21 protein-coding genes are annotated in these 25,671 nt (G+C 53.9%); 18 read left to right on the forward strand and 3 right to left on the reverse strand.

The features are described from left to right. Positions 1-51 precede the first annotated feature (51 nt). From dapC to map, 3 genes are read right to left on the reverse strand one after another with little or no spacing between them, the layout of a single operon-like run. Entirely contained in the window at positions 52-1,233 is a 1,182-nt protein-coding gene (gene dapC, locus ABO_RS05895) for a succinyldiaminopimelate transaminase (protein ID WP_041704925.1), read from the reverse strand. A gap of 4 nt (positions 1,234-1,237) precedes the next feature. Beyond that, entirely contained in the window at positions 1,238-3,910 is a 2,673-nt protein-coding gene (locus ABO_RS05900; RefSeq protein ID WP_011588424.1) for a [protein-PII] uridylyltransferase, read from the reverse strand. After that, positions 3,911-4,813, reverse strand: coding sequence for a type I methionyl aminopeptidase (map, locus tag ABO_RS05905; protein WP_369751960.1), 903 nt, complete (start codon positions 4,811-4,813; stop codon positions 3,911-3,913). 190 nt (positions 4,814-5,003) lie between these two features. Here map and rpsB point away from each other — a divergent pair, with 190 nt between their 5' ends. The 18 genes from rpsB (at position 5,004) to tilS (ending at position 25,607) form a co-directional block, all read left to right on the forward strand. Continuing rightward, on the forward strand, positions 5,004-5,762 hold the full coding sequence (gene rpsB, locus ABO_RS05910) for a 30S ribosomal protein S2 (protein ID WP_011588426.1): 759 nt from the start codon (positions 5,004-5,006) through the stop codon (positions 5,760-5,762). A 66-nt stretch (positions 5,763-5,828) separates the two neighbouring features. Further along, on the forward strand, positions 5,829-6,707 hold the full coding sequence (gene tsf, locus ABO_RS05915; protein WP_035458349.1) for a translation elongation factor Ts: 879 nt from the start codon (positions 5,829-5,831) through the stop codon (positions 6,705-6,707). 243 nt (positions 6,708-6,950) lie between these two features. Further along, on the forward strand, positions 6,951-7,688 hold the full coding sequence (gene pyrH, locus ABO_RS05920; protein ID WP_035458348.1) for a UMP kinase: 738 nt from the start codon (positions 6,951-6,953) through the stop codon (positions 7,686-7,688). A 37-nt stretch (positions 7,689-7,725) separates the two neighbouring features. Beyond that, positions 7,726-8,283: a ribosome recycling factor gene (gene frr, locus ABO_RS05925; protein WP_011588429.1), complete on the forward strand. Its 558-nt coding sequence runs from the start codon at positions 7,726-7,728 to the stop codon at positions 8,281-8,283. Between the two features lie 75 nt (positions 8,284-8,358). Next, a complete protein-coding gene (gene uppS, locus ABO_RS05930) occupies positions 8,359-9,141 on the forward strand; it encodes a polyprenyl diphosphate synthase (protein WP_011588430.1) in 783 nt (260 codons plus the stop codon). Further along, positions 9,141-9,965, forward strand: a complete 825-nt coding sequence (locus ABO_RS05935; RefSeq protein ID WP_011588431.1) for a phosphatidate cytidylyltransferase — start codon at positions 9,141-9,143, stop codon at positions 9,963-9,965. Before uppS ends, ABO_RS05935 begins: the two co-directional genes overlap by 1 nt. Beyond that, a complete protein-coding gene (gene ispC, locus ABO_RS05940) occupies positions 9,962-11,176 on the forward strand; it encodes a 1-deoxy-D-xylulose-5-phosphate reductoisomerase (RefSeq protein WP_011588432.1) in 1,215 nt (404 codons plus the stop codon). Before ABO_RS05935 ends, ispC begins: the two co-directional genes overlap by 4 nt. Further along, positions 11,170-12,477, forward strand: coding sequence for an RIP metalloprotease RseP (gene rseP / locus ABO_RS05945; RefSeq protein WP_011588433.1), 1,308 nt, complete (start codon positions 11,170-11,172; stop codon positions 12,475-12,477). The genes ispC and rseP overlap by 7 nt, the downstream gene beginning before the upstream one ends. Beyond that, the gene (gene bamA, locus ABO_RS05950) at positions 12,474-14,837 is read left to right on the forward strand and encodes an outer membrane protein assembly factor BamA (protein WP_011588434.1); all 2,364 of its coding nucleotides are present in this window, start codon (positions 12,474-12,476) and stop codon (positions 14,835-14,837) included. The genes rseP and bamA overlap by 4 nt, the downstream gene beginning before the upstream one ends. Before the next feature lie 10 nt (positions 14,838-14,847). Next, on the forward strand, positions 14,848-15,345 hold the full coding sequence (locus ABO_RS05955; protein ID WP_011588435.1) for an OmpH family outer membrane protein: 498 nt from the start codon (positions 14,848-14,850) through the stop codon (positions 15,343-15,345). After that, the gene (gene lpxD / locus ABO_RS05960; protein ID WP_011588436.1) at positions 15,345-16,355 is read left to right on the forward strand and encodes a UDP-3-O-(3-hydroxymyristoyl)glucosamine N-acyltransferase; all 1,011 of its coding nucleotides are present in this window, start codon (positions 15,345-15,347) and stop codon (positions 16,353-16,355) included. The genes ABO_RS05955 and lpxD overlap by 1 nt, the downstream gene beginning before the upstream one ends. A 36-nt stretch (positions 16,356-16,391) precedes the next feature. Next, the gene (gene fabZ / locus ABO_RS05965) at positions 16,392-16,832 is read left to right on the forward strand and encodes a 3-hydroxyacyl-ACP dehydratase FabZ (protein WP_231483326.1); all 441 of its coding nucleotides are present in this window, start codon (positions 16,392-16,394) and stop codon (positions 16,830-16,832) included. 73 nt (positions 16,833-16,905) lie between these two features. Further along, entirely contained in the window at positions 16,906-17,673 is a 768-nt protein-coding gene (gene lpxA, locus ABO_RS05970; protein ID WP_011588438.1) for an acyl-ACP--UDP-N-acetylglucosamine O-acyltransferase, read from the forward strand. A gap of 1 nt (position 17,674) precedes the next feature. Beyond that, positions 17,675-18,826, forward strand: coding sequence for a lipid-A-disaccharide synthase (gene lpxB, locus ABO_RS05975; RefSeq protein WP_011588439.1), 1,152 nt, complete (start codon positions 17,675-17,677; stop codon positions 18,824-18,826). Then, positions 18,826-19,488, forward strand: coding sequence for a ribonuclease HII (gene rnhB / locus ABO_RS05980; protein ID WP_011588440.1), 663 nt, complete (start codon positions 18,826-18,828; stop codon positions 19,486-19,488). The genes lpxB and rnhB overlap by 1 nt, the downstream gene beginning before the upstream one ends. Next, a complete protein-coding gene (dnaE, locus tag ABO_RS05985) occupies positions 19,485-22,985 on the forward strand; it encodes a DNA polymerase III subunit alpha (protein ID WP_011588441.1) in 3,501 nt (1,166 codons plus the stop codon). The genes rnhB and dnaE overlap by 4 nt, the downstream gene beginning before the upstream one ends. A 346-nt stretch (positions 22,986-23,331) precedes the next feature. Beyond that, positions 23,332-24,303, forward strand: coding sequence for an acetyl-CoA carboxylase carboxyltransferase subunit alpha (locus tag ABO_RS05990; protein WP_011588442.1), 972 nt, complete (start codon positions 23,332-23,334; stop codon positions 24,301-24,303). A 2-nt stretch (positions 24,304-24,305) separates the two neighbouring features. Beyond that, on the forward strand, positions 24,306-25,607 hold the full coding sequence (tilS, locus tag ABO_RS05995; RefSeq protein ID WP_011588443.1) for a tRNA lysidine(34) synthetase TilS: 1,302 nt from the start codon (positions 24,306-24,308) through the stop codon (positions 25,605-25,607). Positions 25,608-25,671 lie beyond the last annotated feature (64 nt).

A 25,671-nucleotide genomic window follows, 5' to 3' on the forward strand; every position in this document is an offset into this window, starting at 1 on the left:
GCAGATCATTCAGCCTTACTCGTGTTTAGCTCGAAGCGAGTGACTTGGCGCTCACAACGTATCGAGCAGTGCCTTGATGCGTTTGGCGCCTTCAATACACTCTTCCAGCGGTGCTACCAGCGCCATGCGAATCCGGTTCTGCCCTGGGTTGTTGCCATCAATAGTGCGTGATAAATAGCGACCGGGAAGCACGGTGACGTTGTATTCAGCCTGCAAGCGTTGGGCGAACTCTTCGTCACTGATGGGCGTTTGAGGCCATAAATAGAATCCGGCTTCCGGGGCGGATACCTTAAGGGGGTCGCCAAGAATGTCCAGTACTGCATCAAACTTTTCCCGGTACAGAGCACGGTTGATTTCTACATGTTCCTCATCGTTCCAGGCGGCAATGCTGGCTAGCTGATGCTGAATGGGCATGGCACAGCCGTGGTAGGTGCGGTAACGCAGAAACTGCTTAAGCACTTCGTTGTCACCAGCGACAAAGCCTGAGCGTAGGCCTGGCAGATTTGACCGTTTCGATAGGGAATGAAAGACCACGCAGCGGCGATAATCATGGCGACCCAGTTCTGCACAAGCTTCCAGTAGTCCAACCGGAGGCGTATCCCGATAGATTTCGGAGTAGCACTCGTCTGACGCAATAACAAAATCGTATTTATCTGCCAGCTGTATCAGGGCTTTGAGTTGGGCTTTACTGAGTGTGGCTCCGGTGGGATTGCCCGGGGTGCAGATGAACAGCAGCTGGGTACGCATCCAGGTGTCTTCACTGACAGCATCGAAATTGGGCTGCAAGCCTGTGGCATCTGTGCACGGCAGGTACATGGGTTCTCCACCGGCGAGAAGCGTAGCCCCTTCGTAGATTTGATAAAAAGGGTTGGGCATCAGCACCAACGGCTGGCGTTGGCGATCGACTACGGCTTGAGTGAAAGAAAAGAGCGCTTCACGGGTGCCGTTGACAGGCAATACCTGGCTGCTGGGGTTAATACTTTGTAGGTGGAAACGGCGTTTCAGCCATTCGCCGATAGCTTCACTTAATTGCGGTAAGCCAGCGGTGGTCGGGTAGTTGGATAACCGCGCGGTGCTATCTCTTAGTACCTGTTGCACGAAATCCGGTGACGGGTGTTTGGGTTCCCCGATAGATAAAGCAATGGGTGACTTATCTGATGCGGGCAAGTCGCTGAATAAGGCTTTTAGTTTTTCAAACGGATAGGGGTGCAACCGTTCCAGGTCTGGATTCATAGGGTCAGGTGTTCCCGTTGTTCTTAGCGTCGAGTTCTTGTTTGAGGGTCTGTTGCAGTTCTTGACAGAGTGTCGGGTCGGAGACCGGTTCACCATCAAGATCGGTAATGAAGAAGACGTCTTCGGCGCGTTCGCCCAAGGTGGCAATGCGGGCATTTTGTACCAGGATCTCAAAGCGCATGAAGATGCGCCCGATGTGAGCTAGCAGCCCGGGGCGGTCTAAAGTCTGGATGTCCACGGCGGTACGATCATTGACGATGTCGTTGCTGATCACTACTTGGGTGGGTACATCAAAGTGCTTATTGCGCCGGGGCATGCGGCGGCTAACGGTGGACGCATAACGATCCGGGTACTTCAATGTTTCGGTGAGCGTTTTGCGGATCTGTTCGATGCGTGCCCAGTCCTCGCCAATGGGGGTACCCTGTTCATCCAACACGATATAGGTATCTAAGCTGAAGCCATCCACGCTGGTAATAATGCGCGCGTCCATAATGGTTAGGCCTAGGCTATCTATGGCGTTCACGGTGGCGCTGAACAGGTTGCGGGTGTCCGGAGTGTAAATGAAGATCTGTGATCCCCCAGCCAGTACACTTTGACTGGATTCACGGATCAATACCAACGGATCTTCTGGGTCTTCTCGGTCCAGTAAGGCCTCGGTATGCCAGGCAATATCCCGTGGGGTTTCACGCAGGAAGTATTCGTCACCGATGTTGGCCCATAACGTTTCGATCTCGGGGCCATCGTGATCTCGGTCCGTGAGAAGTCGAAGGGCGGCGTCGCGGGTTTCGTCAATCCAGTCTTGTTTTTCCACCGGGTTATTCAGGCCGCGACGCAGAGCGCGCTTAGTTTCGGTATATAGCTGGCGCAGCAGCGAGGCACGCCATGAGTTCCAGAGCGTGGGGTTGGTGGCGTTAATATCGGCTACGGTAAGCACATAGAGGTAATCTAGGTGGACCAAGTCACCCACCTTTCGGGCGAAATCGTAGACTACGTCGGGATCCGATATATCTTTGCGCTGGGCGGTCACACTCATGGTCAGGTGATTACGCACCAGCCATGCTACGAGCTTGCCGTCCCATGCGGTCAGGCCGTGGCGCTGACAGAAGGCGATGGCGTCATCCGCGCCGAGTTCGGAATGGTCGCCACCACGCCCTTTGGCAATATCATGGTAGAGGCCAGAAGCGTACAACAGTTCTGGTTTGGGTAAACGATAAAACACTTCGCTGGCCAAGGGGAACTCTTCGCGCAGGTCTTCGTAGCGCAACCGACGCATGTTTTTGATCACCAGCAGGGTGTGGGCATCCACTGTGTAAATATGGAAAAGATCGTACTGCATCATGCCGATGATGTTGCCGAATTCCGGCAGGTATTTGCCCAAAATTCCGTAGCGCTTCATGCGCCGCAGTTGTGAGAAAAGGGCATGGGGGCTGCGCAGCAGTTGCATAAACAGGTTGGTGTTAGTCGGGTCGTTGCGGAAGGCATCGTTGATCTGGCGGCGGTGGTAGATTAACGCACGTACTGTGGACGCACGAATACCCTTCAGATCCGGGTTTTGGGCCATTAGAACAAATGCTTCCAGCAAGGCGCTGGGGTGTTGCTCAAAGACATCCGGGTTGCTGATTTCCAGATAATCGTTACGTACTTGGAATCGGCGGTTGAGGGGCCGAACTTGCTCTTGAGTATCACTGCGCAGAATCACTTCGTCAAAAAGCTGTAGTAGCATTTCGTTGAGAACGGATAAAGCCAAAGCGACCCGGTAGAAGTCTTTCATGAAATGTTCCACCGCCAGGTTGGCGCTGGAATTTTCGTGACCCAGCCGGTCAGCAAGCTGACGCTGGTGATCGAACAGCAGACGGTTTTCATTGCGCTCGGTTTGTACATGAAGTTGCCAGCGCACTTCCCAAAGGTAGTCCAGGCACTTGCGCAGCACCCCGTACTCTTCAGGGGTAAGGAAACCGTTGCTAACCAAGGCCTCAAGGCTGTCGGTGTTGAAGTGCCGCTTGGCGACCCAGGCAATCATTTGCACGTCACGTAGACCACCGGGGGCGTTTTTCAGATCCGGTTCAAGGTTGTACTCGGTGTCATTAAAACGCTTGTGGCGAGTGGTTTGCTCCTGCCATTTTGCGGCAAAGAAGGCAGCAGAATCCCACATATGTTCTGGGCCGGTACGGTCTTCAAGTTGCTCACGCAGGATATCGTTGCCGGCGAGGGTGCGTGCTTCCATGATGTTGGTGGCAACGGTGATGTCATCTCGGGCAAGGTCCACGCATTCGTCCAAGGTGCGAACTGCATGGCCGATTTCCAGGCCCATATCCCACAGAAATGCCACAAAACGTTCAAGGCTGTCGCGCAGAGCTTGTTCCGGCGCATTGGATAGCAGCACCAGTAGGTCCACATCAGAGCAGGGGTGTAGTTCCCCCCTGCCATAGCCACCTACTGCAACCAGCGCCACGTCGTCACGGTTGGCCAGGCCAAACAGGGACCAGGCGGCGATCATCACCTGATCCACCATGCCTGCTCGGGCCTGTACCAGCTCGGTGATATCGGTGGTCTCGAAGGCTTGGTTCAGCCGTTCCTGGCCCTGGGCCAGGAACTGGCGGGCGTATTGCCCCGGCTGGGCGCTTTCCTGCAAGGCATCAAGCAGGGCGTCTTGGGATATTGCGGGTAGCAGTGACACTTAATAGAGATCCGTTTCTTCGCTGCGAGCGGTGAGCACTTCGTAGCCATCGGCGGTGACCGCGATGGTGTGCTCCCATTGCGCGGAAAGCTTGCGGTCTTTGGTGACCACGGTCCAGGCGTCTGGCAGCAGTTTATTGGCGGCTTTGCCGGCGTTGATCATGGGTTCGATGGTGAACACCATGCCTTCTTGCAATTCAAGACCCGTGCCAGGCTTGCCGTAGTGAACCACCTGGGGCTCTTCATGGAAACCTTCACCAATGCCGTGACCACAGTACTCTCGCACCACGGAGAAACGTTCGCCTTCGGCCATTTTCTGGATCCGGTGACCGATGTCGCCCAGCCGTACGCCCGGCTTGACCATACGAATGCCCGCCATCATGCATTCCCGGGTGGTTTCCACCAGTCGGCGGGCAAGTACGGAGGGCTCACCCACATAAAACATCTTGGAGGTGTCACCATGCCAGCCATCTTTAATGACAGTGACATCAATGTTCACTATATCCCCGGTTTTAAGAGCTTTGCGATCACTGGGAATGCCGTGACAGACCACGTGATTCACGGATGTGCAGACGGACTTAGGGAATGGCATGCGGCCGGGCGCGCCACCGTAGCCTAGGCAGGCGGGAATAGCCTGTTGCTTGTTGACGATATGGTCGTGGCAGAGGCGGTCCAATTCCTCGGTGGTGATCCCCGGTTTAACGTGCTCTGCGATCATTTCCAAGACTTCAGCGGCTAGCTTGCCCGCTTCGCGCATTTTGCTGATTTGTTCGGGGGTTTTTATGACGACATTCATGAGGTTTTGGAAAACTCCTGCTGTTTCAGTGAGTTGGGCGGGGCTTGGGCAAGATGATTTAGGCCGGGCACACACCTTTGCATTGCCTGTGAGGGGCGGCTGTGGTATAAAGCGCGCGCTTTCCCGCTCTGCGTCGGCCAATAGGCGACGGTGTTGCATTGTAACCGCCGATGAGTGGGGAAGGAAATCACACATGCCCCGTCACATAGCCCTGGGTGCCTTCTGGTCTGTAAGTTAGGCCGATTTGGTTGGGTTTATGCGGGGGCGTGGAGGCCTAACCCAAAGTGGAGTACTAACAATGTCTAGCGTAACTATGCGCGATATGCTCAAAGCGGGCGTGCACTTCGGTCACCAAACCCGTTACTGGAACCCGAAGATGAATACTTACATCTTCGGCGCTCGTAACAAGATCCACATCATTAACCTGGAGCAAACTCTGCCCCTGTTCAATGACGCCATGGCGTTCCTGAACAAGCTGGCTGCCAGCAACAACAAGATTTTGTTTGTTGGTACCAAGCGTGCGGCGCAGAAAGCGGTGAGCGAAGAAGCTCAGCGTTGCGGCATGCCCTATGTGGATCACCGTTGGTTGGGCGGCATGCTCACCAACTGGAAAACTATTCGTCAGTCCATTAAGCGTTATCGTGAGCTGGAAGCCCAGTTCCAGGATGGCACTTTTGACAAACTGACTAAGAAAGAAGCCCTGATGCGTAAGCGCGAGATGGATAAGCTCGAGCGTTCCATCGGTGGTATCAAGGATATGGGCGGCCTGCCTGACGCACTTTTCGTGATTGACGTTGATCATGAAGACATCGCATTGCAGGAAGCTCGCAAGCTGGGTATCCCAGTTGTTGCAGTGGTTGATACCAACTCCAACCCGGATGGCGTGGATTACGTTATTCCTGGTAACGACGACGCAATCCGCGCCATTCAGCTGTATGTGAAAGCAGCAGCTGACGTGATTCTGGAAGGCAAGCAGTATGCCCAGAATCAGACCGGCGGCGAGAGCGAATTCGTCGAGGTAGCAGATGAAGCCGCAGGCGAAAAAGCCGAAGGTTAATCTATGGTAGGCGGGCCTCGGGCTCGCCTGCTTTACCGAAACATACCTAATTTTAAGAGGATAATCATGGCTGCTGTAACTGCTGCAATGGTTAAAGAGCTTCGCGAGCGTACTGGTCTTGGCATGATGGAATGCAAGAAGGCGCTGGTAGAGGCAGATGGCGACATCGAAAAAGCCATCGACGATATGCGTAAATCCGGCCAGGCCAAAGCGGCGAAGAAAGCAGGCCGCACCGCCGCCGAAGGCGGTGTTGTAGTTGCTACCAACGACGCGAACACCGTAGCCGTTATGGTAGAGATCAACTCTGAAACTGATTTCGTTGCCCGTGACGACAACTTCCTGGGTTTTTGCGACAAGGTAGCGGCTGCTGCTTTGAGCGCTGGTGAAACTGACGTTGCTAAAATTGGTGAGTTGAAGCTGGAAGACGGCTCCACTGTTGAAGAAGCACGCCAAGCGCTGGTTCAGAAAATCGGTGAAAACATCCAGATCCGTCGTGCTGCCAAGCTAGAAGCGGAAGGCGCTATTGGCGCTTACGTTCACGGTGGCCGTATCGGCGTTCTGATCGCCCTGAAAGGTGGCGATGCCGAGTTGGGTAAAGATGTAGCTATGCATGTGGCTGCCGTTAACCCGATGGTTGTTAGTGGCGATCAGGTTCCTGCTGATGTGCTGGAAAAAGAGAAAGAAATCATCCGTGCTCAGCCCGATATGGAAGGCAAGCCTGCTGAGATCGTTGAAAAAATGCTCGGCGGCCGTATCAACAAGTTCCTGAAGGAAGTGAGCTTGTTGGATCAACCGTTCGTGAAAGATCCGAACACCACTGTTGGTGCGCTGGTTAAAGCGGCTGGCGCCGAGGTTGCCTCTTTTGAGCGACTGGTTGTGGGTGAAGGTATCGAAAAAGAAGAAGTCGATTTCGCTGCTGAAGTAGAAGCTGCGGCCAAGGGCTAAGGCTGATTGGCGGAACTCGATGTGTAAAGGCGCCTTGCTGGTTTGATCAGCAGGGCGTTTTTTTCGCCTGTTAAACGGTGAAAATAGAAAAGCACTTGCAACCATCGTGCGGGGCGGTACTGTGCTATGCAGCATAGGCTCGTGCGTTTGAATGAAGTGGAAGGCCGGTTTGAGCCGGTGTAAGTGATGAGGATGGCAGGTTTTCATGGGTGGCGGTTTCGTATGAGTGGTGGAGAGAAAGAGATGCCGACGAACAAGGAGCGCTCACCGCGCTATAACCGAATCCTGCTCAAGCTGAGCGGGGAAGCACTGGCGGGTGAAGAGGGCTTTGGCATTGATCCGAAGGTTCTGGATGCGATTTCCTTGGAAATTGGTCAGTTGGTTGGGATTGGTGTTCAGGTTGGGCTGGTCGTTGGTGGTGGTAATCTGTTTCGGGGTGCGGCTCTGCAAAGCGCAGGCTTGGACCGGGTAGCCGGCGACCATATGGGTATGCTGGCAACAGTGATGAATGGCCTGGCTCTGCGTGATGCGCTGGAACGTTCTAATATCCGTACGCGTCTCATGTCTGCGATCCCCATGAGTGGGGTGGTTGAGCACTATGATCATCGCAATGCTAATCGTCACCTAAAAAACGGAGAGGTGGTGATTTTTTGCGCAGGAACAGGCAACCCGTTCTTTACTACAGACTCTGCCGCGTGTCTGCGTGGAATCGAGATCAGTGCTGATGTAGTGCTAAAGGCCACCAAGGTGGATGGCGTTTATAATGACGATCCGGTGAAGAACCCGGATGCGGTTAAATATGACGCGTTGACCTATGATGAAGTGTTGGAAAAAAAGCTGGGCGTGATGGATCTGACGGCTATTTGTTTGTGCCGGGATCATTCCATGCCACTGCGTGTTTTTGATATGAACAAGAAGGGTGCCTTGCTTAATCTGATGCTGGGCGGTAAGGAAGGCACTCTGGTAGAGGCCGCACAATAAGTGCAGCTGATACGCTGAATAGAAGCGAGGAAAAACGGTGATTGACGATATTCGCAGTGATGCGCAAAGCCGCATGAAAAAGAGTCTTGAAGCGCTGGATACAGCCATGAAACGGGTGCGTACAGGTCGTGCCCATCCTAGCTTGCTGGACAATATTACCATTGAGTACTACGGTGCCGAGACGCCCCTGAATCAGATGGGGAATATCTCGGTGGAAGAAGGGAGAACGCTGACTATTTCGCCGTTTGATAAGTCCCTGATTCCACAAATTGAGCGTGCCATTTTAATGTCTGATCTGGGCCTTAATCCGTCCACCTCGGGCACTCTTATTCGTTTGCCATTGCCGCCGTTGACTGAGGAAACCCGCCGTGACCTAGTCAAGGTGGTGCGTGCGGAAGCGGAGCAGGCACGTGTGTCCATTCGTAATATTCGTCGTGATGCTAATAGCGATTTGAAAGAATTGCTTAAGGAAAAAGAAATTTCCGAAGACGAGCAGCGCCGTGGGGAAGAGCAAATTCAGCAGCTCACCGACAAAATGGTGGCGGAAGTGGAAGGTGTTCTGAAAGAGAAAGAAGAAGAATTGATGACCGTTTGATCGCTTCGCGCGAGCGGTGATCGAAAGACATCTCGGGCTGCAGGTCAGCCCGTTTCTATTCTTGGCGGATGCAGTATGGCCGACAATCAGCCTCATTCCAGTGCCCCAGATATCGATTCCTATCAAGGTGTTGTGCCCCGTCATGTAGCCATCATCATGGACGGCAATAACCGCTGGGCACGCAAGCATGGTGTTCCGGGTGAGGAGGGGCATCGAGCGGGAGAAGCTACGGTTCAGGCGATTATTCGTCAGGCAGCGCAGCGCGGTCTCGAGGCACTAACACTGTTTGCTTTTAGCTCGGAAAACTGGCGTCGACCGCAGGCGGAAGTGGACCACCTGATGGCGCTGTTCTTGAAGGCGCTGGCTGGCCGTGTTGAAGAGCTTCACAGTCACGAGGTTCGTATTCGCTTTATTGGCGATCGCGGTGCGTTTTCGCAAGGTCTTCAGGATGGCATGACACAAGCGGAAGTCCTGACCGGCAATAACACCAGGATGACGGTGGTTATTGCTGTGAATTACGGCGGGCAGTGGGACATTGCCCATGCGGCCCGCCAGTTGGCTGCAAAAGTGGCAGAAGGTGAGATGGAGGTAGACCAGATAGATGCCGGGGCGATGGCACCCTATCTGTCCATGGCCGACCTGCCACCCCCGGATTTGCTCATTCGCACCGGTGGCGACCAAAGAATAAGTAACTTTTTGTTATGGCAATTGGCCTACAGCGAGCTGTTTTTTTCGCCGTTGCTATGGCCTGATTTTGATGCTGATGCCTTTGATGCAGCGCTACAGGATTATGCTGGTCGCCAACGGCGTTTTGGTCGTTCTGGTGAAGAAGTGGCCAGCTTGAATGGAGAACAATAATGCTAAAACTGCGCGTGATTACCGCGCTGGTGCTGTTGCCGATTGTGTTGGGCGCAGTATTTGGATTAGACCGTCAGATGTTTGCCATTGTGGCTGGCGTTTTTTTTGTTCTGGCGGGCTGGGAGTGGTCAGCCATGATGGGCAACGTCAGCATGGCGATGCGTCTTGTATGGGTTGCAATATTGACCTTGGTGATGGTGGCCGCTGAATATTTTCAGCCAGCATGGTTACTCAATGCAATTCCGGTTTGGTGGTTGCTGGCGCTGGTACTGGTACTGGGGTATCCCGGTAATGCTCGTGCTTGGTACCGACCGATGCTTATGGCGTTGGTTGGCTTGCTGCTGCTGGTGCCCTCATGGGGGGCCATTGTACAGTTGCAAAGTAACGGGGCCCTTGGGTTAGTTGGGCCCTGGGCTTTAATGTTTATCCTATTATGGGTGTGGGCGGCGGACACCGGGGCCTATTTTGCTGGCCGAGCGTTTGGAAAACATAAACTGGCACCGCTGGTAAGCCCAGGCAAGACCATTGAAGGTTTGCTGGGCGGGGTTGCTCTGGCCCTGGCGGTGGTGGCGGGTGTCTACGCTGCTGGCCTGCTGGAGGCACAATTGTGGTCTTTGATGCTGGTTGCCCTATTTACGGTATTGGCCTCTGCACTAGGTGATCTGTTTGAAAGCATGGTCAAGCGTGAGCGTGGTTTCAAAGATAGCGGCACCATTCTTCCAGGTCATGGCGGCATGCTCGACCGCATTGACAGTGTCACTGCAGCCATGCCGATTGCTTTGGCTGGGTTTAACTGGTTCGCCCTGCCTGGAGGGAGTTTGTGACACCCTCTGAGAAACCTTCCATTTCGGCCGTTGCTACTGGCAGACAGCGCCTCACCTTGCTGGGCGCCACGGGAAGTATTGGGCAACAAACTCTGGATGTGCTGGTTCGCCACCCGGAGCGTTATGAGGTTTTTGCGGTTACCGCGGGCACGCAATGGCAGGCTATGGCACGGCTTTGCGAAACGGTGCAGCCTCGCTATGCAGCCATGGCTGATGCCACCTCGGCAACGTCCCTTCGGAACCATCTTGCTGGCCTTGGGTCACAAGTAGAGGTTTTATCAGGCCCAGAGGCCTTGGCTGAGCTGGCGGCTCATCCGGATGTTGATACCGTGGTGGCGGGTATTGTGGGTGCCGCGGGTGTGCGTCCCACTTTGGCGGCTGTGGAGGCAGGGAAGCGAGTACTGCTGGCCAACAAAGAAGCTCTGGTGGTCACCGGTTCCCTGTTTATGGATGCAGTGAAGCGCTATGGTGCAACATTGTTGCCACTGGATTCCGAACACAACGCGATTTTCCAGTGCCTGCCCACGGAAGGGGTAAATGCAGGAGTTGAACGTTTATTGTTGACGGCATCAGGTGGCCCGTTCCGCGAGTTCAGCGCTGAGCAGCTGAAAGCGGTTACGCCGGAGCAGGCAATAAAACACCCCAACTGGGATATGGGCCCCAAGATTTCGGTGGACTCCGCCACGCTGATGAATAAGGGGCTGGAGTTTATTGAGGCTTGCTGGCTGTTTGATGTTCCCCCTGCCATGGTGGATGTGGTGGTGCATCCACAGAGTGTGATCCACTCTATGGTCGCTTACCGGGATGGCTCGGTATTGGCCCAGATGGGGACACCTGATATGCGTACTCCCATTGCCTGTGGCTTGTCTTGGCCCGAGCGAGTGGAGTCCGGTGCCCAGCGGTTGGACTTTTCAACGCTGATCGGGCTGAATTTTGAATTGCCGGATCTTGAGAGGTTTCCATGCTTGGGCTTGGCCCGTGATGCCATGGCCGCAGGTGGAACGGCCACGGCGGTGTTAAACGCAGCGAATGAAGAAGCGGTTGCGGCTTTTCTTGACGGCCGGCTCGATTTTATGGGCATTGCGGATGTGGTAGCGCGAACTCTTGATAAACAGGATGCGCCAGCCTGCTGTGATGTGGATGCGGTTATGGAAATTGACCGCCAGGCGCGACAGCTTGCCTGTCACTGGATTAAGGAGCGTGGATGCTGACGTTATTGGCATTCGTCGTCACCATCGTGATCATTGTGGCCTTCCACGAGTGGGGCCACTTTCTTGCCATGCGCGCTTTCGGTGTTCGTGTTCTGACCTTTTCTGTGGGATTTGGCCCGAAAATTCTGCGTTTCACCGATCAAAAAGGCACTGAGTGGGTGATCAGCGCGATTCCTCTTGGCGGCTATGTGAAGCCGCTGGATGTGCGCGAAGATGAAACGGCACAGGGAGCGCCTGGCGAGTTTTCTAGTAAACCCGCTTGGCAGCGGGTGATTACCTACGCTGCCGGGCCGGTGTTTAACTTTATTCTCGCCATATTTATTTACTGGGTATTGATGTTTGGCTATGGCCAGCGCGGGTTGGAGGCTGTTGTCGGCCCAGTAACCCCAGATTCCGTGGCCGAGCAGGCGGGTTTTTTACCCGGTGATCGCATCGTGGCGGTGGGTGACACTGAACTTGAAGGCTGGCGGGCGTTTTATAACGAATTGATTCTGCATTTGGGTGAGCCGGATACCTTGTCGATCACGGTGCAGCAAGCGGGTGGCGGGTCCGCGATCCGTGAGCTGGATACTTCGCCATGGTCTGCGGATCTGGACATGCCGCCGCTGGAGGCCTTGGGGCTGAACCAGGCGGTGGTGATTGGCGATGTTCAGGCCGACAGCCCGGCGCAGCAGGCGGGGCTGACTGGCGGCGATCAGGTGTTGACGTTGAATGGTGAGCCCGTTTTCAGCTGGAACCAGTGGCAGGAAAGTATCATGGCAGCACCAGGAGAACTCCTGACGGTGGAGCTGCTGAGAGGAACCCGTAAGGAGACGCTTCAAATTGTCCCGGCCACGCTGACCGAAAATGGTGAGACCTTTGGCCGCATTGGTGTCGGCCTGGGCGGTGTTTATCAACAAGAGTTCGGTGTGTTCAGTGCCGTCGGGGCTGCCGGTGGGCGTTTTGTCGAGCAGGTCCAAGTGGTGGGCGCCAGCTTGGTAAAGCTGATTACCGGTAAACTCTCTCTGGATAATTTGGGTGGGCCTATTACCATCGCCCAAGTGGCCGGTGAAAGTGCCTCTATGGGCCTAGCCAGTTTCTTGGCTTTGCTGGCTTACCTCAGTATTACGCTGGGGGTAATTAACCTTCTTCCTGTACCAATGCTTGATGGCGGCTGGATTTTCTTTGGAATCATTGAAATGATTCGCGGTCGCAGTTTACCGGAGCGGTTCTTGATGGCCGCACAAGGTGCTGGGCTGACGCTCGTGGTCAGCTTCATGTTATTGGCCATTTACAACGACTTGGTGAAGCAGTTTTCATGAAATTTGGGGACATTCTAAGCCGCCTCCTGAAAGGCTCGCTAGTGGTTTTTTGCCTGTTGGCAGCTCCACTGCTAAATGGGGACACACAACTACCGTTCAAGGTTCATGACATACGGGTGGAAGGCCTCCAGCGCTTGCCCGTGGAACGGGTCTATGCTTCGTTGCCGATTCAGGCTGGCGACACTGTGACTCGTGATCAGGTTGTTGACGCGGTGCAACGTCTGTTTGCCTCTGGCAATTTTGAAGATGTACAACTGGGTCGCGATGGTGATGATCTGGTGGTAATTGTTGCCGAACGCCCGAGTATTGCGCGTATCGAACTATCCGGTAACAAATCCATTGACGAAGAGAATCTGCGCAAGGGATTGACCGAAGCCGGTTTGGCGGAAGGTGAAGTGTTCCAGCGCTCTACCCTGGAGGCCATTGCCGGCGAACTGGAACGCCAGTATGTCAGTCAGGGCCGTTACGGCGCGGATATCAAGACCGAGTTTGTGGCGTTGCCCCGTAACCGTGTAGCTTTGAAGATCGAAATTTACGAAGGCAAAGCTGCACGTATTCGTAATATCAACATCGTGGGCAACGAGTTGTTTGATGATGAGGTATTGCTTGACAGTTTCGAGCTGCACTCCTCGGGATTCTGGTCTTTCATCAAGGGCGATGACAAATACTCCCGGGAAAAGTTGGGCGGCGATTTAGAGCGTCTGCGTTCCTATTATCTAGACCGTGGTTACATTAATTTCTCCATTGAATCGACACAGGTGTCGGTGACACCTGATCGCCGTAGTGTTTTCATTACCGTCAACGTGGCGGAAGGTGAGCAATACACGGTCAACGAGGTGAAGTTGGCTGGCGACTTAGTGGTGAATGAAAACCAGCTGAAGCCGCTATTAATCGTCAAGAAAGGGCAGGTGTTCAGTCAACAGTTAGTGACCTATACCAACGATTTAATCAAGCGCCGCTTGGGTAATGAAGGCTACACGTTTGCTGAGGTGAATGGCCGAGAGCACAATGCCAATGACAAAGACCACACGGTAGATGTGACGTTTTACGTGGACCCGGGCCGTAAAGTTTATGTCCGCCGCATCAATTTCAGTGGTAATACCAAAACTTCCGATGAAGTGTTACGCCGTGAGTTGCGTCAGTTCGAACAGGCGCCGGCGAACACCTCTCTGGTGGACTTATCCCGCCAACGTTTGCAGCGTTTGGGCTATTTCAGCGTAGTTGAAACTGATACTCCGCGGGTGCCTAATTCCGATGACCTGGTTGATGTGAATTACAGCGTACAAGAGCAGCCTTCGGGTTCTATTGGCGCCAATGTGGGCTTTTCCGATGCCTCTGGGTTTATCTTCGGCGCCAACGTAACCCAAAATAACTGGCGCGGCAGCGGTAACCGGGTGTCATTTGCGTTGAGTCGTTCTGATATTCGCGATTCGTACAGTTTTTCCCATTACAACCCGTACTATACGTTGGATGGGGTAAGCCGTGGTTTTAGCATGTTTTACTCAAAGATTGACTTTGATGAAACCTCAGTGGCTTCTTATGCGGCAGACCGTTTGGGCTGGTCGGTGACATTCGGTTATCCGATATCGGAGTATTCACGCTTGAACTTTGGCGCTACCTACGAGAAAACGAATATTAGCACCGGCGATTATGTCGCCGTGGATATTGATCGATTCCTGATGGAGAAAGGCGACGAGTTCAACGAATATAAAGCCAACGTGTCCTTGCAAACTAGCACCCTGAACCGAGGTATTCTTCCTGATCGCGGCTGGTCTAGTACCATTGGTGTTGAGGTGGCGGCTCCGGTTTCCGATTATAGTTTTTACAAGGTTAATTGGAACGGGCAGAAATATTTTCCCATTACCCAGCGGTGGACCCTGCGCACTCGTGCCGACTTGGCCTACGGTGATGGCTATGGTGACGACATTGCGTTGCCGTTCTTCGAGAACTACTATTCCGGCGGTATTGGTTCGGTGCGGGGTTATGAGTCTCGGTCCCTGGGACCTCGTTCCGAGGCGTTGAGTTATTATAAAAGTGGCACCACGGACCCTAATCCGGATCCGATTGGCGGCAACTTTCTTACCGAAGCCAGCATGGAGTTGATTTTCCCGACGCCCTTCGCAGGGGAGTCGCGAAGCGTGAGGACCTTCCTGTTCGTGGATGCTGGGACCGTATATGAAACCGAGCGGGCCGATATTTTTGAAGATTTTGAATCGCAGGATATCCGGAGTTCCGTCGGTCTCGGATTGACGTGGTTGACGGCTATTGGCCCGCTTAGCTTCAACTTGGCGAAAGCGCTGGATGACCAGCCTGGCGATGACACGGAAGTATTCCAATTTTCTTTGGGTCAGACTTTTTAGGAGTTTAATAATGGTGAAAAAAACACTGGTAGCATTGGCACTGTTTTTGCCCTCACTGGCTATGGCTGAGGCTTCTGTTGGGGTTCTTGACCCGATTGCTGCGTTACAATCGTCAAATAATGTGAAGACGAGAATGTCCTCACTGGAGAATGAGCTGTCTGGGGACGAGCAAAAGCTCAATCGCTTGCAAAACGATGTGGGGAAGCTGCAACAAAAACTGCAAAAAGAAGCCATGACCATGTCCGCGGATGAACAAGATACGCTGAAGACTCAGGGTCAGCAGAAAATGCTCGAAATTCAAAGCCTGCAACGCAAACTGCAAAAGCGTGCTAGCGAAGCACAACGCGAAATTCTGTCAGAAATGCAGCCTAAGCTTAAAAAGGCCATAGAGTCTGTGGCTAAACGTGAAAAGCTGGATGTAGTGCTCAATGCCCAAGCTGTGATGTACACCAAGCCGGATCTAGATATTACTGAAGCGGTGGGCAAGCAACTGAACAGTATGAAATAATGTTGACTCTCGGTGAGTTAGCAAAAAAACTGGATGCGGAGTTGATCGGTGAGGCCAGCCATGTTGTGGACGGTTTGGGAACAATCCAGTCCGCAGGGCCAAGCCAACTGACTTTTCTTGCCAACCCCCGTTATCGGTCATTCTTGGAACAGACTAATGCGGGTGCGGTGCTAATTCCTGAGTCCCAGCGGGAATTTTGTCCGGTGCCGGCATTGATTGTTAAAGACCCATACTTGTCTTTTGCCAAAGCCAGTGCGTTTTTTGAAGTGGCACCGCAAGTGCAGCCGGGTGTGCATCCTGCTGCGGTTGTGGATGCGACGGCACAGATTCACACCTCTGCGTCCATTGGCCCGAATGCGGTGGTGGAAGCGGGTGTGATAGTGGGAGAGGGCGCCGTAATCATGGCCAACAGCGTGGTTGGTGCCGGCTGTCATATCGGTGATCAGTGTCGAATTTGGCCAAATGTTACAATTTACCATGGTGTGACACTGGGTCCACGCACTACTATACACGCCAATTGCGTAATCGGTGGTGATGGTTTTGGCTTCGCCTTCAATGGCGCCGGTTGGACCAAACTTCATCAAGTCGGTGGCGTTACCATCGGTGCAGATGTGGAAATCGGTGCTGGCACGACAGTTGATCGTGGTGCCATTGAAGATACCATCATTGGTGACGGTGTGATTCTGGATAATCAGATCCAGGTGGCCCATAACGTTGTCATCGGTGATCACACGGCTATCGCTGGGAAAGCGGGTATTGCGGGTTCAGCCAAAATAGGTTCTTTCTGCCTGATAGGTGGGGCCGCTGGTATAGCTGGCCACATCGAAGTATGTGACAAGGTGCAAATTCTGGCCATGTCCTTGGTCTCCAGCTCTATCAAAGAACCGGGTACATACGGTTCTGCTCTGCCTGTGGATAGCCAATCTCGCTATCGCAGGAATGTGGCGCGTTTCCGAAATCTGGATGATTTGGCCCGCCGTGTACGCAAGCTCGAGCGTTTAAGCGACTAATTTCCGCATGTTGCGGTACTTGCCTGTTTGGAACACATGATGATGGACATTAAAGAGGTCAGGGAATATCTGCCCCATCGTTACCCCTTTCTGTTAATTGACCGGGTGCTAAATATTGAGCCCGGAAAACGTATCGAAGCGTTAAAAAACGTGACGATCAACGAGCCATTTTTTAATGGCCATTTTCCTGAAGAGCCTATCATGCCCGGTGTGTTGATCATCGAAGCCATGGCGCAGGCTGCAGGTATTTTGGGGTTCGTGACGGAGAATAAAAAGCCCTCCGATGGTTATATCTATCTACTTGTGGGTACCGACAAGGCACGCTTTAAGCGCCAGGTAGTGCCGGGAGATACTCTGCATTTGTTCGCCGAGTATGTGGTGATTAAACGTAATATTATAAAATTCACCTGTGAAGCGCAGGTAGACGGTAAAACTGTGGCCAGTGCAGAAATGCTCGTGGCTGAACAGAAAGTCTAGTCCATACCGTACGCCAGCGCGGAGCTGGCGTATACTTGCTTGCCTTCACCACCAAAATAAAAGTGACTAGTCCATGATTCATCCGACCGCCCTTATTGATCCGGCCGCGGAGCTTGCAGATGATGTGCGGGTGGGCCCGTATTCCGTGATTGGCCCCAATGTGGAAATTGGAGCGGGCACCGTGGTGGCCTCTCATGTGGTCATCAACGGCCCCACAACTATTGGTCGTAACAACCATATTTTTCAGTTCGCGTCCGTGGGCGAAGACTGCCAAGATAAAAAATATAAGGGAGAGCCAACCCGGCTGGAAATCGGAGACGATAACGTTATTCGTGAATCGGTCACCATTCACCGGGGTACCATTCAGGATAACTCTCTGACTAAAATCGGTGACCGTAATCTCTTAATGGCTTATGTGCACGTGGCCCATGATTGTATCATTGGCGATGACTGTATCTTTGCCAATAATGCGTCTGTAGCGGGCCACGCCCATGTCGGCAATGGTGTGATTCTGGGCGGCATGACAGGGGTGCACCAGTTCTGCAAGATTGGTTCTTACGCGATGACGTCGGGCTGTTCTCTCGTGCTCAAAGATATTCCTGCCTATGTGATGGTATCTGGTAATCCTGCCGGCGCCCGCAGCATGAACTTTGAGGGTATGCGTCGTCGTGGTTGGTCTAAAGATGTGGTTAGCAGCTTGCGCAAGGCTTACAAGCTGGTCTACCGCCAGGGGCTGACATTGGAGCAGGCGTTGCTGGAATTAGAGTCCATGGAGCCGTCGGATGCGCTACAGATTTTTATCGATTCTCTAAAGTCTTCCGAGCGCGGCATCACGCGCTGATATGACACAGCGTAAGGATGCTCCGCTTGTCGCGCTGATTGCCGGGGAAGCTTCCGGGGATATTTTAGGGGCAGGCCTCATGCAGGCCCTTGAAAATCGTTATCCTGGCGCTCGTTTTATTGGTGTGGGTGGCGAGGAGATGGCACAGGCTGGTTTGACTAGCCTGTTCCCCATGGAAAAATTGTCGGTGATGGGAATCACCGAGGTGCTATCACACCTTCCTGAATTATTACGTCTGCGCAAATCTCTGGTCCGCTTTCTGCTTGAGCAGCGGCCGGACGTGGTCGTTGGTATCGACTCTCCAGATTTCACCCTGCCAATTGCGCGTCGTCTTCATGATCGAGGCTTGAAAACCGTTCATTATGTGAGTCCCTCCGTGTGGGCTTGGCGCCAGGGTCGCATTAAAGGCATAAAGAAAAGTATTGATCTGATGCTAACGCTTTTGCCGTTCGAAGCGCGTTTCTATGAGGAGCATGACGTGCCGGTGGCTTTTGTCGGTCACCCGTTGGCCGATCGTATCCCGCTGGAAACGGATGTGGCTGGGGCCCGCAAGGCTCTGGCGCTGGACCGCGATGCTCGTATTTTGGCAGTACTACCAGGAAGCCGAGGAGGTGAAGTGGGGCAATTGATGCCCGCTTTCCTGGACGCTATGGTGGCGCTGAATCACCAGGATCCCACGCTGCAGTATGTGATTCCGGCTGCTAACGCGGCCCGCCGTGAACAAATACAGACGTTGCTGAATACGCAGCCTAATTTGCCCGTGTCATTGATCGATGGACAGAGCCGGACGGTGATGGCGGCGGCGGATGTGGTGCTAATGGCTTCAGGTACAGCCACGCTGGAAGGCTTGTTGCTGAACAAACCGATGGTGGTAGGCTATCGGGTTGGGGCAGTGACTTACGCCATTGTTAGTCGTCTGATAAAAAGTGAATTTTTTTCCTTGCCCAATTTATTGTGTCGGCAGGAAATGGTCCCTGAGCTGCTTCAGAGCCAGCTGACCACGGAAGCGATTGTTGCTGCTGTGCGCCGTTGGTTTGATCAGCCTGAGCAGGCCCAGGCACTAAAAATACAGTTTCAGAGCGTGCATCAACAACTTCGTGGCGGTGCCAGTGAGAAGGCGGCGGCGGCCGTTGCTCGTTTGTTGGAGGCTTGATGGCAGATACGCAACCCTGCGACCCGTTTGCTGAGTACGGCCTAGCTGATCCGTTTATTCCTTCTGATTTTTTTTGGCAGCCGGGCATGCTGGTGGCGGGTGTCGACGAAGTGGGTCGAGGCCCGTTAGTGGGTGCGGTAGTCACCGCGGCAGTGATATTGGACCCAAAGTACCCGATCGTCGGCTTGGCTGATTCCAAAAAAATCAGTGAAAAGAAACGTCTGGCGCTGGAGTCTGAGATTAAGTCTCACGCGCTTGGCTGGGCGTTGGGGCGAGCAGAGTCGGATGAAATTGACCAACTGAACATTCTGCATGCCACCATGCTGGCCATGCAGCGGGCAGTGGCAGCGCTGCCTGTGGAGGCGCATGCTGTACTGATTGATGGTAATCGAGTACCGGCGTTGCAGTGTCCGGCGCAGGCGGTAGTAAAAGGGGATGGGCGTGTACCGGCTATCTCTGCTGCCTCAATTCTTGCCAAAGTGGCGCGGGACCGCGAAATGTATGCCTTGCATGCCCGTTATCCCCAATACGGCTTCGACCGCCATAAAGGCTACCCAACTGCGGTGCATATGGCGGCCCTAGAACAGCATGGCGCCTTGGCCGAGCATCGTCGCTCCTTTGGCCCGGTGGCTGCTGCAATTGCACAAGGGAACCTGTTTTGACTGATCCCCGTTTTGTCCACCTGCGCCTTCATACCGATTATTCACTGGTTGATGGAATCGTTCGGGTTAAGGAACTGACCAAGACCTGCGTAAATGAGCAGATTCCTGCGGTGGCAGTCACCGATGATTCGAATTTGTTTGCCCTGATCAAGTTCTATCAGAATGCCATGAATGCGGGTATCAAACCGTTGATGGGGGCGGATCTCTGGGTGCAGGGCACGCACATAGACGAACCCGCCTATCTGTCGTTTCTGGTGCTTAATGAGGTGGGTTATCAGAACCTGACTTTACTGATTAGTCGTGCTTGGCAGACTAATCAGGATCGCGGGCGCGCTTTGGTGAAACCTGAGTGGCTGGCAGAACTGAATGAAGGCCTGATCGTGCTTTCAGCGGCGAGCCAAGGGGAAGTAGGGCAGTTATTGCTAGCAGGCAAACACGAACAGGCGCAACAGTATGCTCGTTGGCTTGTGTCAACGTACGGTGATCGTTTCTATCTGGAAGTGCAGCGAACCTCTCGACCGGGTGATGAGGATTGTTTGCATGCCAGCGTTGCCTTGGCCGAACAACTTGGCTTGCCAGTGGTAGCCACCAACGATGTTCGCTTTCTTCGTCGCGAAGACTTTGAAGCCCATGAATCTCGAGTCTGCATCCATGACGGTAATACTCTGGATGATCCGCGACGGCCAAAAAAATATTCCGAAGAGCAGTACCTGAAATCTGCCGATGAAATGGCGCAGCTGTTTTCTGATTTGCCCGAAGCGCTTGAGAACACGGTGGAAATTGCTCGCCGCTGCACGCTTGATATTCGTTTAGGAGAAAACTTCCTGCCGGACTTCCCGATTCCGGAGGGCATGACCATTGAGCAATATTTCGAGAAAGTGTCTCACGATGGTCTTGAGGAACGTCTTAAGGTCTTGCTCGATAGCGATGACCCTGAGTATGCATTAAAGCGCAAAGACTACGATGACCGGCTTCGATTTGAGTTGGATATCATCAACCAAATGGGATTTCCCGGTTACTTCCTAATCGTTGCCGATTTTATCCAGTGGGCTAAGGATAACGAGGTGCCGGTGGGACCGGGGCGGGGTTCAGGTGCAGGCTCACTGGTTGCCTATGCTTTAAAAATTACCGATTTGGATCCCATTGGTTACGACCTCCTGTTCGAACGGTTCCTGAACCCCGAACGGGTATCCATGCCTGACTTTGACGTCGACTTCTGCATGGAGAAGCGCGACCGTGTAATCAACTATGTGGCGGATAAGTACGGCCGTGATGCAGTGAGCCAAATCATCACATTCGGTACCATGGCTGCCAAGGCCGTAGTGCGCGATGTGGCGCGGGTGCAAGGTAAGCCCTATGGGCTAGCGGATCGACTTTCCAAGATGATTCCCGGGGTGCCTGGGATGACCTTGAGCAAGGCGTTGGAGCAGGAAGAAACTTTGCGCGAGTTTCTGGAAAGCGATGAAAATTCCGACAAAGAAGCCGCCAATGAAATCATGGAAATGGCTTTCAAGCTGGAAGGCTTGACCCGTAACGTGGGTAAGCATGCTGGGGGGGTAGTGATCGCCCCGGGCAAGCTCACTGACTTTGCGCCGCTGTACTGTGAAGAAGATGGCACCAACCTGGTGACGCAGTACGATAAAGATGACGTGGAATCCGCGGGCCTTGTGAAATTTGACTTTCTCGGCCTGAAAACCCTGACCATCATTGACTGGGCCGTCAAAGCGGCCAATGTGAAGCGTGCTCGCGAAGGGCTGGACGATCTTGTTATCGATCATATCCCGCTAGATGACAGCCCCAGTTTTGACCTATTGAAGCGGGGCGATACCACCGCGGTATTCCAGCTGGAAAGTCAGGGCATGAAGGAGCTAATTAAAAAGCTCAAGCCTGACGTTTTTGAAGACATTATCGCATTGGTGGCTCTGTATCGTCCTGGGCCGCTGGAATCTGGCATGGTGGATAATTTCGTCAACCGTAAGCACGGTCGCGAACCTTTGGCCTATCCGGACCCTCAGTACCAACACGAGTGGCTGGAGCCTATCCTAAAACCTTCCTACGGGGTCATCCTGTATCAGGAACAGGTGATGCAGATTGCCCAGGAGCTGGCCGGTTATACACTGGGTGGCGCGGACATGTTGCGCCGGGCTATGGGTAAGAAGAAGCCTGAAGAGATGGAAAAGCAGCGGGCGATCTTTGAAGAAGGGGCAAAAGGAAAGGGGGTAGACGCGGGCCTGGCCATGAAAATCTTTGATTTGGTGGAGAAATTCGCAGGCTACGGTTTCAACAAATCCCACTCTGCAGCTTACGCCTTGGTCGCGTATCAAACCGCCTGGCTAAAGGTCCATTATCCTGCGGAGTTTATGGCGGCCACCATTTCTGCCGATATGCAGAACACCGACAAGGTGGTGACGTTCATTGATGAATGTAAAACCATGGGTTTGCAGGTACTGCCACCGGATGTGAATTCCTGTGGTTACCGCTTTACGGTGAACCCGGAAGGCGACATCGTTTATGGTTTGGGCGCCATCAAGGGGCTGGGTGAAGGGCCCATTGAAGCTATCGTCACTGCACGGGCCGAGGGTGGTGAATTCAAGGATTTGTTTGATTTTTGCCGCCGTATTGACCTGAAAAAAATCAATCGCCGTTCTCTGGAGGCCATGGTGCGCGCTGGTGTGCTGGATAAGCTGGGTCTAAACAGCAGCTTCCATGATAGGGCGCAATTGCTGGCCACCTTGCCGGATGCGATTGCGGCGGCCGACCAGGATGCCCGCAACGAAGCCGCGGGTATTATGGATATGTTCGGGGCGATGGATGACAGTCCGGCCACTGCCGTGGAATGGAAGCCGGCTCGTTCCTGGAATGACGAGACCCGCCTCAACGGTGAGCGAGATACTCTCGGCTTGTTTTTAACTGGGCACCCCATTGATCAGTATGAAAAAGAAGTTCAGCAGTTCGTTACTGCCCGGATTAACGCCCTGCAGCCCACAGCCAAGGGGGAGGCGGCCACTGTGGCTGGATTGGTCGTGGCACTGCGTATTACCCGTAGTAAACGCAGTGGTGAACGAATGGCATTTATCACCCTGGATGACAAAACCGGACGGGTGGAAGTGTCTGTATTCGGTAAGACCTTCGCTGAGTACGGCGAGTTGGTGCAGAAAGATACTTTGCTGATCTTTAAGGGCGGGGTGCGCAATGATGAGTACACCGGCAGCTTTAACCTAGTAGCCGATGAAATCATGGATATGCGCCAAGCCCGGGAAGCATTTGCTCGTCGTCTGCGAGTGGCGGTTCCCATAGAGGAAGGCTTACCCGAGCAGCTTCAGCAAATGCTGTCGCCGTATCAGGGGGGCAATACGCCAGTATTGCTGGATCTGGATCACAGCATCGCCGCCGCGAGCTTTTGGCTGGGTGACGAATGGAAGATTAGCCCTCACGAATCGCTTGTGGAAGAGCTGCGAATCCGCTTTGGAGAAGACGCAGTACGGATGGAGTACTAAGGCGACAAAACGCGCGGCACCAGAGAAAAAGGGGTGTGACTGGCGGGTGGCGTGATTCAGTGGCCTTCAACAGCCACGCTCGGAGCGGTCAGGCCCATGGTTTATCTTGCTGTGCTTCCGGATTGCCGCTTGGAGCGTACCCACGCCTCTATATTGAAACAGTTTGCAACCTAGCCATGCCGACCATGTCTCGACCTTGTCATCGGGTTGCGGCTACACTTGTTGCTCTCTTTATATGGGCAGGTTGCGTTTGGCGCTCCAGCGTGACGTTTCTGCCATATTAACGCCATAGAGAGGCCATTCTGGCCCGGGCGCATGCTGATAACATCTTGGACAGGCAAAGAATATGAATCCCAATTTCCTCGAATTTGAACAACCGATTGCCGACCTGGAAGCGAAAATCGAGGAACTGCGTTTGGTGGGCAGTGGCAGTGATATAAACATTTCCGAGGAAGTGGCCAAGTTGCAGGAAAAGAGTATCACGCTTACCGAGAGCATTTTCCGAGGGCTAAGCTCCTGGCAAATTTCCCAACTTTCCCGTCATCCTAAACGCCCCTATATGTTGGATTACATCAAGCGGATCTTTACCGACTTTGATGAATTGCATGGTGACCGTGCCTTTTCTGATGATCCTGCGATTATTGGGGGCATGACCCGATTGAACGGGCAGCCAGTGATGGTGATTGGCCATCAAAAAGGCCGCGAAGTGAAAGAAAAGGTTCGTCGCAATTTCGGCATGCCGAAACCGGAAGGTTACCGTAAGGCGCTGCGATTGATGGAAATGGCTGAACGGTTCAAGTTGCCGGTGCTGACGTTCATTGATACGCCTGGGGCGTTTCCGGGGATTGATGCGGAAGAGCGCGGTCAGTCCGAAGCCATTGCCCGTAATTTGCGTGTAATGTCCCAGCTCAAAACTCCCATTCTCGCCACTGTTATTGGTGAAGGGGGGTCCGGTGGGGCGCTGGCGATTGGTGTGTGTGACCATTTACAGATGCTGGAATTTTCTACCTATTCGGTTATTTCTCCAGAAGGGTGCGCCTCCATTCTTTGGCGCAGTGCGGATAAAGCCCCTGAAGCTGCGCAAGCCATGGGCCTAACTGCCGGGCGATTACATGAGCTCGGCATCGTTGACCAAGTGATCAAGGAGCCTCTGGGAGGCGCTCACCGGGATTATGACCAAGCTGCCGATGCGATTCGCAAGGCATTGGCAGCACAATTAGAATCGCTTTGTTCCATGGAGACTGACGCCCTCATTAACCGCCGTTACGAACGTTTGATGAGTTACGGCAACGTGGTTAGCGACCCCGCCGACGAATAGTCATGTCTGATGCTGCTAGGTTCAGCCAGCGCTTGGTTGAACAGGCCCCAGACGGGCCACTGTTGCTTGCCTTAAGCGGTGGCCTCGATTCCTCTCTATTGCTCCACCTGCTTGTCCAAGCAGGTTTAGCCCCGCGCCTTTGCGCTGTCCATATCGATCATCAACTGCAGGCGGATAGTCGCGCTTGGTCGCGTTTCTGTGGGGCCTTGGCGGATAAGTATGATATTGCGCTGACGATTGAACCGGTCACCGTGAGCATGGCTGAAGGGCTGGAAGCGGGTGCTCGGGACGCCCGCTACCAAGTGCTATTGCCACTGGCTCGAGCCAAAGGCGCGACGCTGGTGCTGGCACACCATCGCAATGATCAAGCGGAAACGGTGTTGTTCCGGTTGCTACGGGGAGCGGGGGTACAGGGGCTGTCAGCCATGGGTCAGCACAGCCAGCAACAGGGTGTAACGCTCTGGCGACCGTTACTTGGCCTGGGTCAGCATGTTCTTGAAAAATGGGGGGCAGAATTATCGCTTAATTGGTTGGAAGACCCCAGTAACCAGGACCAAAGCCTGCGACGTAATTATCTTCGCCATACTATCCTTCCGGCACTGCGCGAGCGTTGGCCCGGTGCTGACGCCACGCTTGCCCGGGCCGCAGAGCACATGGCTGAGGCCAATCAATTGCTGACAGAAGTCGCGGTCCAGGATGCCGCAAGCATAGGCGTATCCGGGGCTGTTCTGCCGCTGCCGCGCCTGGCGGAGTTATCCTTGGCGCGCCAACGTAATGTACTGCGGTGGTGGCTGCAGAAAAACCGGGCCTCCGCCCCCAGCGCTGCCGTTCTTGAACAGATTCGAGTGTTGCATCTGGCAGCAGAGGATAGCCAAGCCCGAGTCGAGTGGGGCGAATATGCGGTTCGCGTGCATCAGGGAGCTCTACACTTTGCTCGTCGTGAAGCCTTCCAGCCCTGGCAAGGTGACATACTCTGGCCTGAAGGCGAGGCACCGCCGGACTTGCCCCGTTGGCGTTGGACACAGCACGCTGTGGAAGGCGCAGTATGGGTGCTGCGACCTACTGGGGATATTCAACTCCGCTCATTCACCGGTGCCCTGACTCTGCGGCGCAATGGCTTGCGCCAGAAAATCAAAGAGCTCTGGCGTGCGGCAGGCGTGCCGCCTTGGCAACGCCGGCAGTGGCCGCTACTTTGCCGAGATGGCGAGGTGGTGAGTGTGCCGCTGGTGGGGCTGGCCGATGGCGAAGCGCTCGAGCGCGCTGAGCGCTGGTATTTATTACCGGCTGGTTCTGCGTCTGACTAATAATCCTGTCGGGTTGCCTGTGTGGCACCGGCTCATTGTCCGTTCTGTCTCACAGGGAAATACG

It is taken from the genome of Alcanivorax borkumensis SK2, assembly GCF_000009365.1.
Classification (GTDB): Bacteria; Pseudomonadota; Gammaproteobacteria; order Pseudomonadales; family Alcanivoracaceae; genus Alcanivorax; species Alcanivorax borkumensis.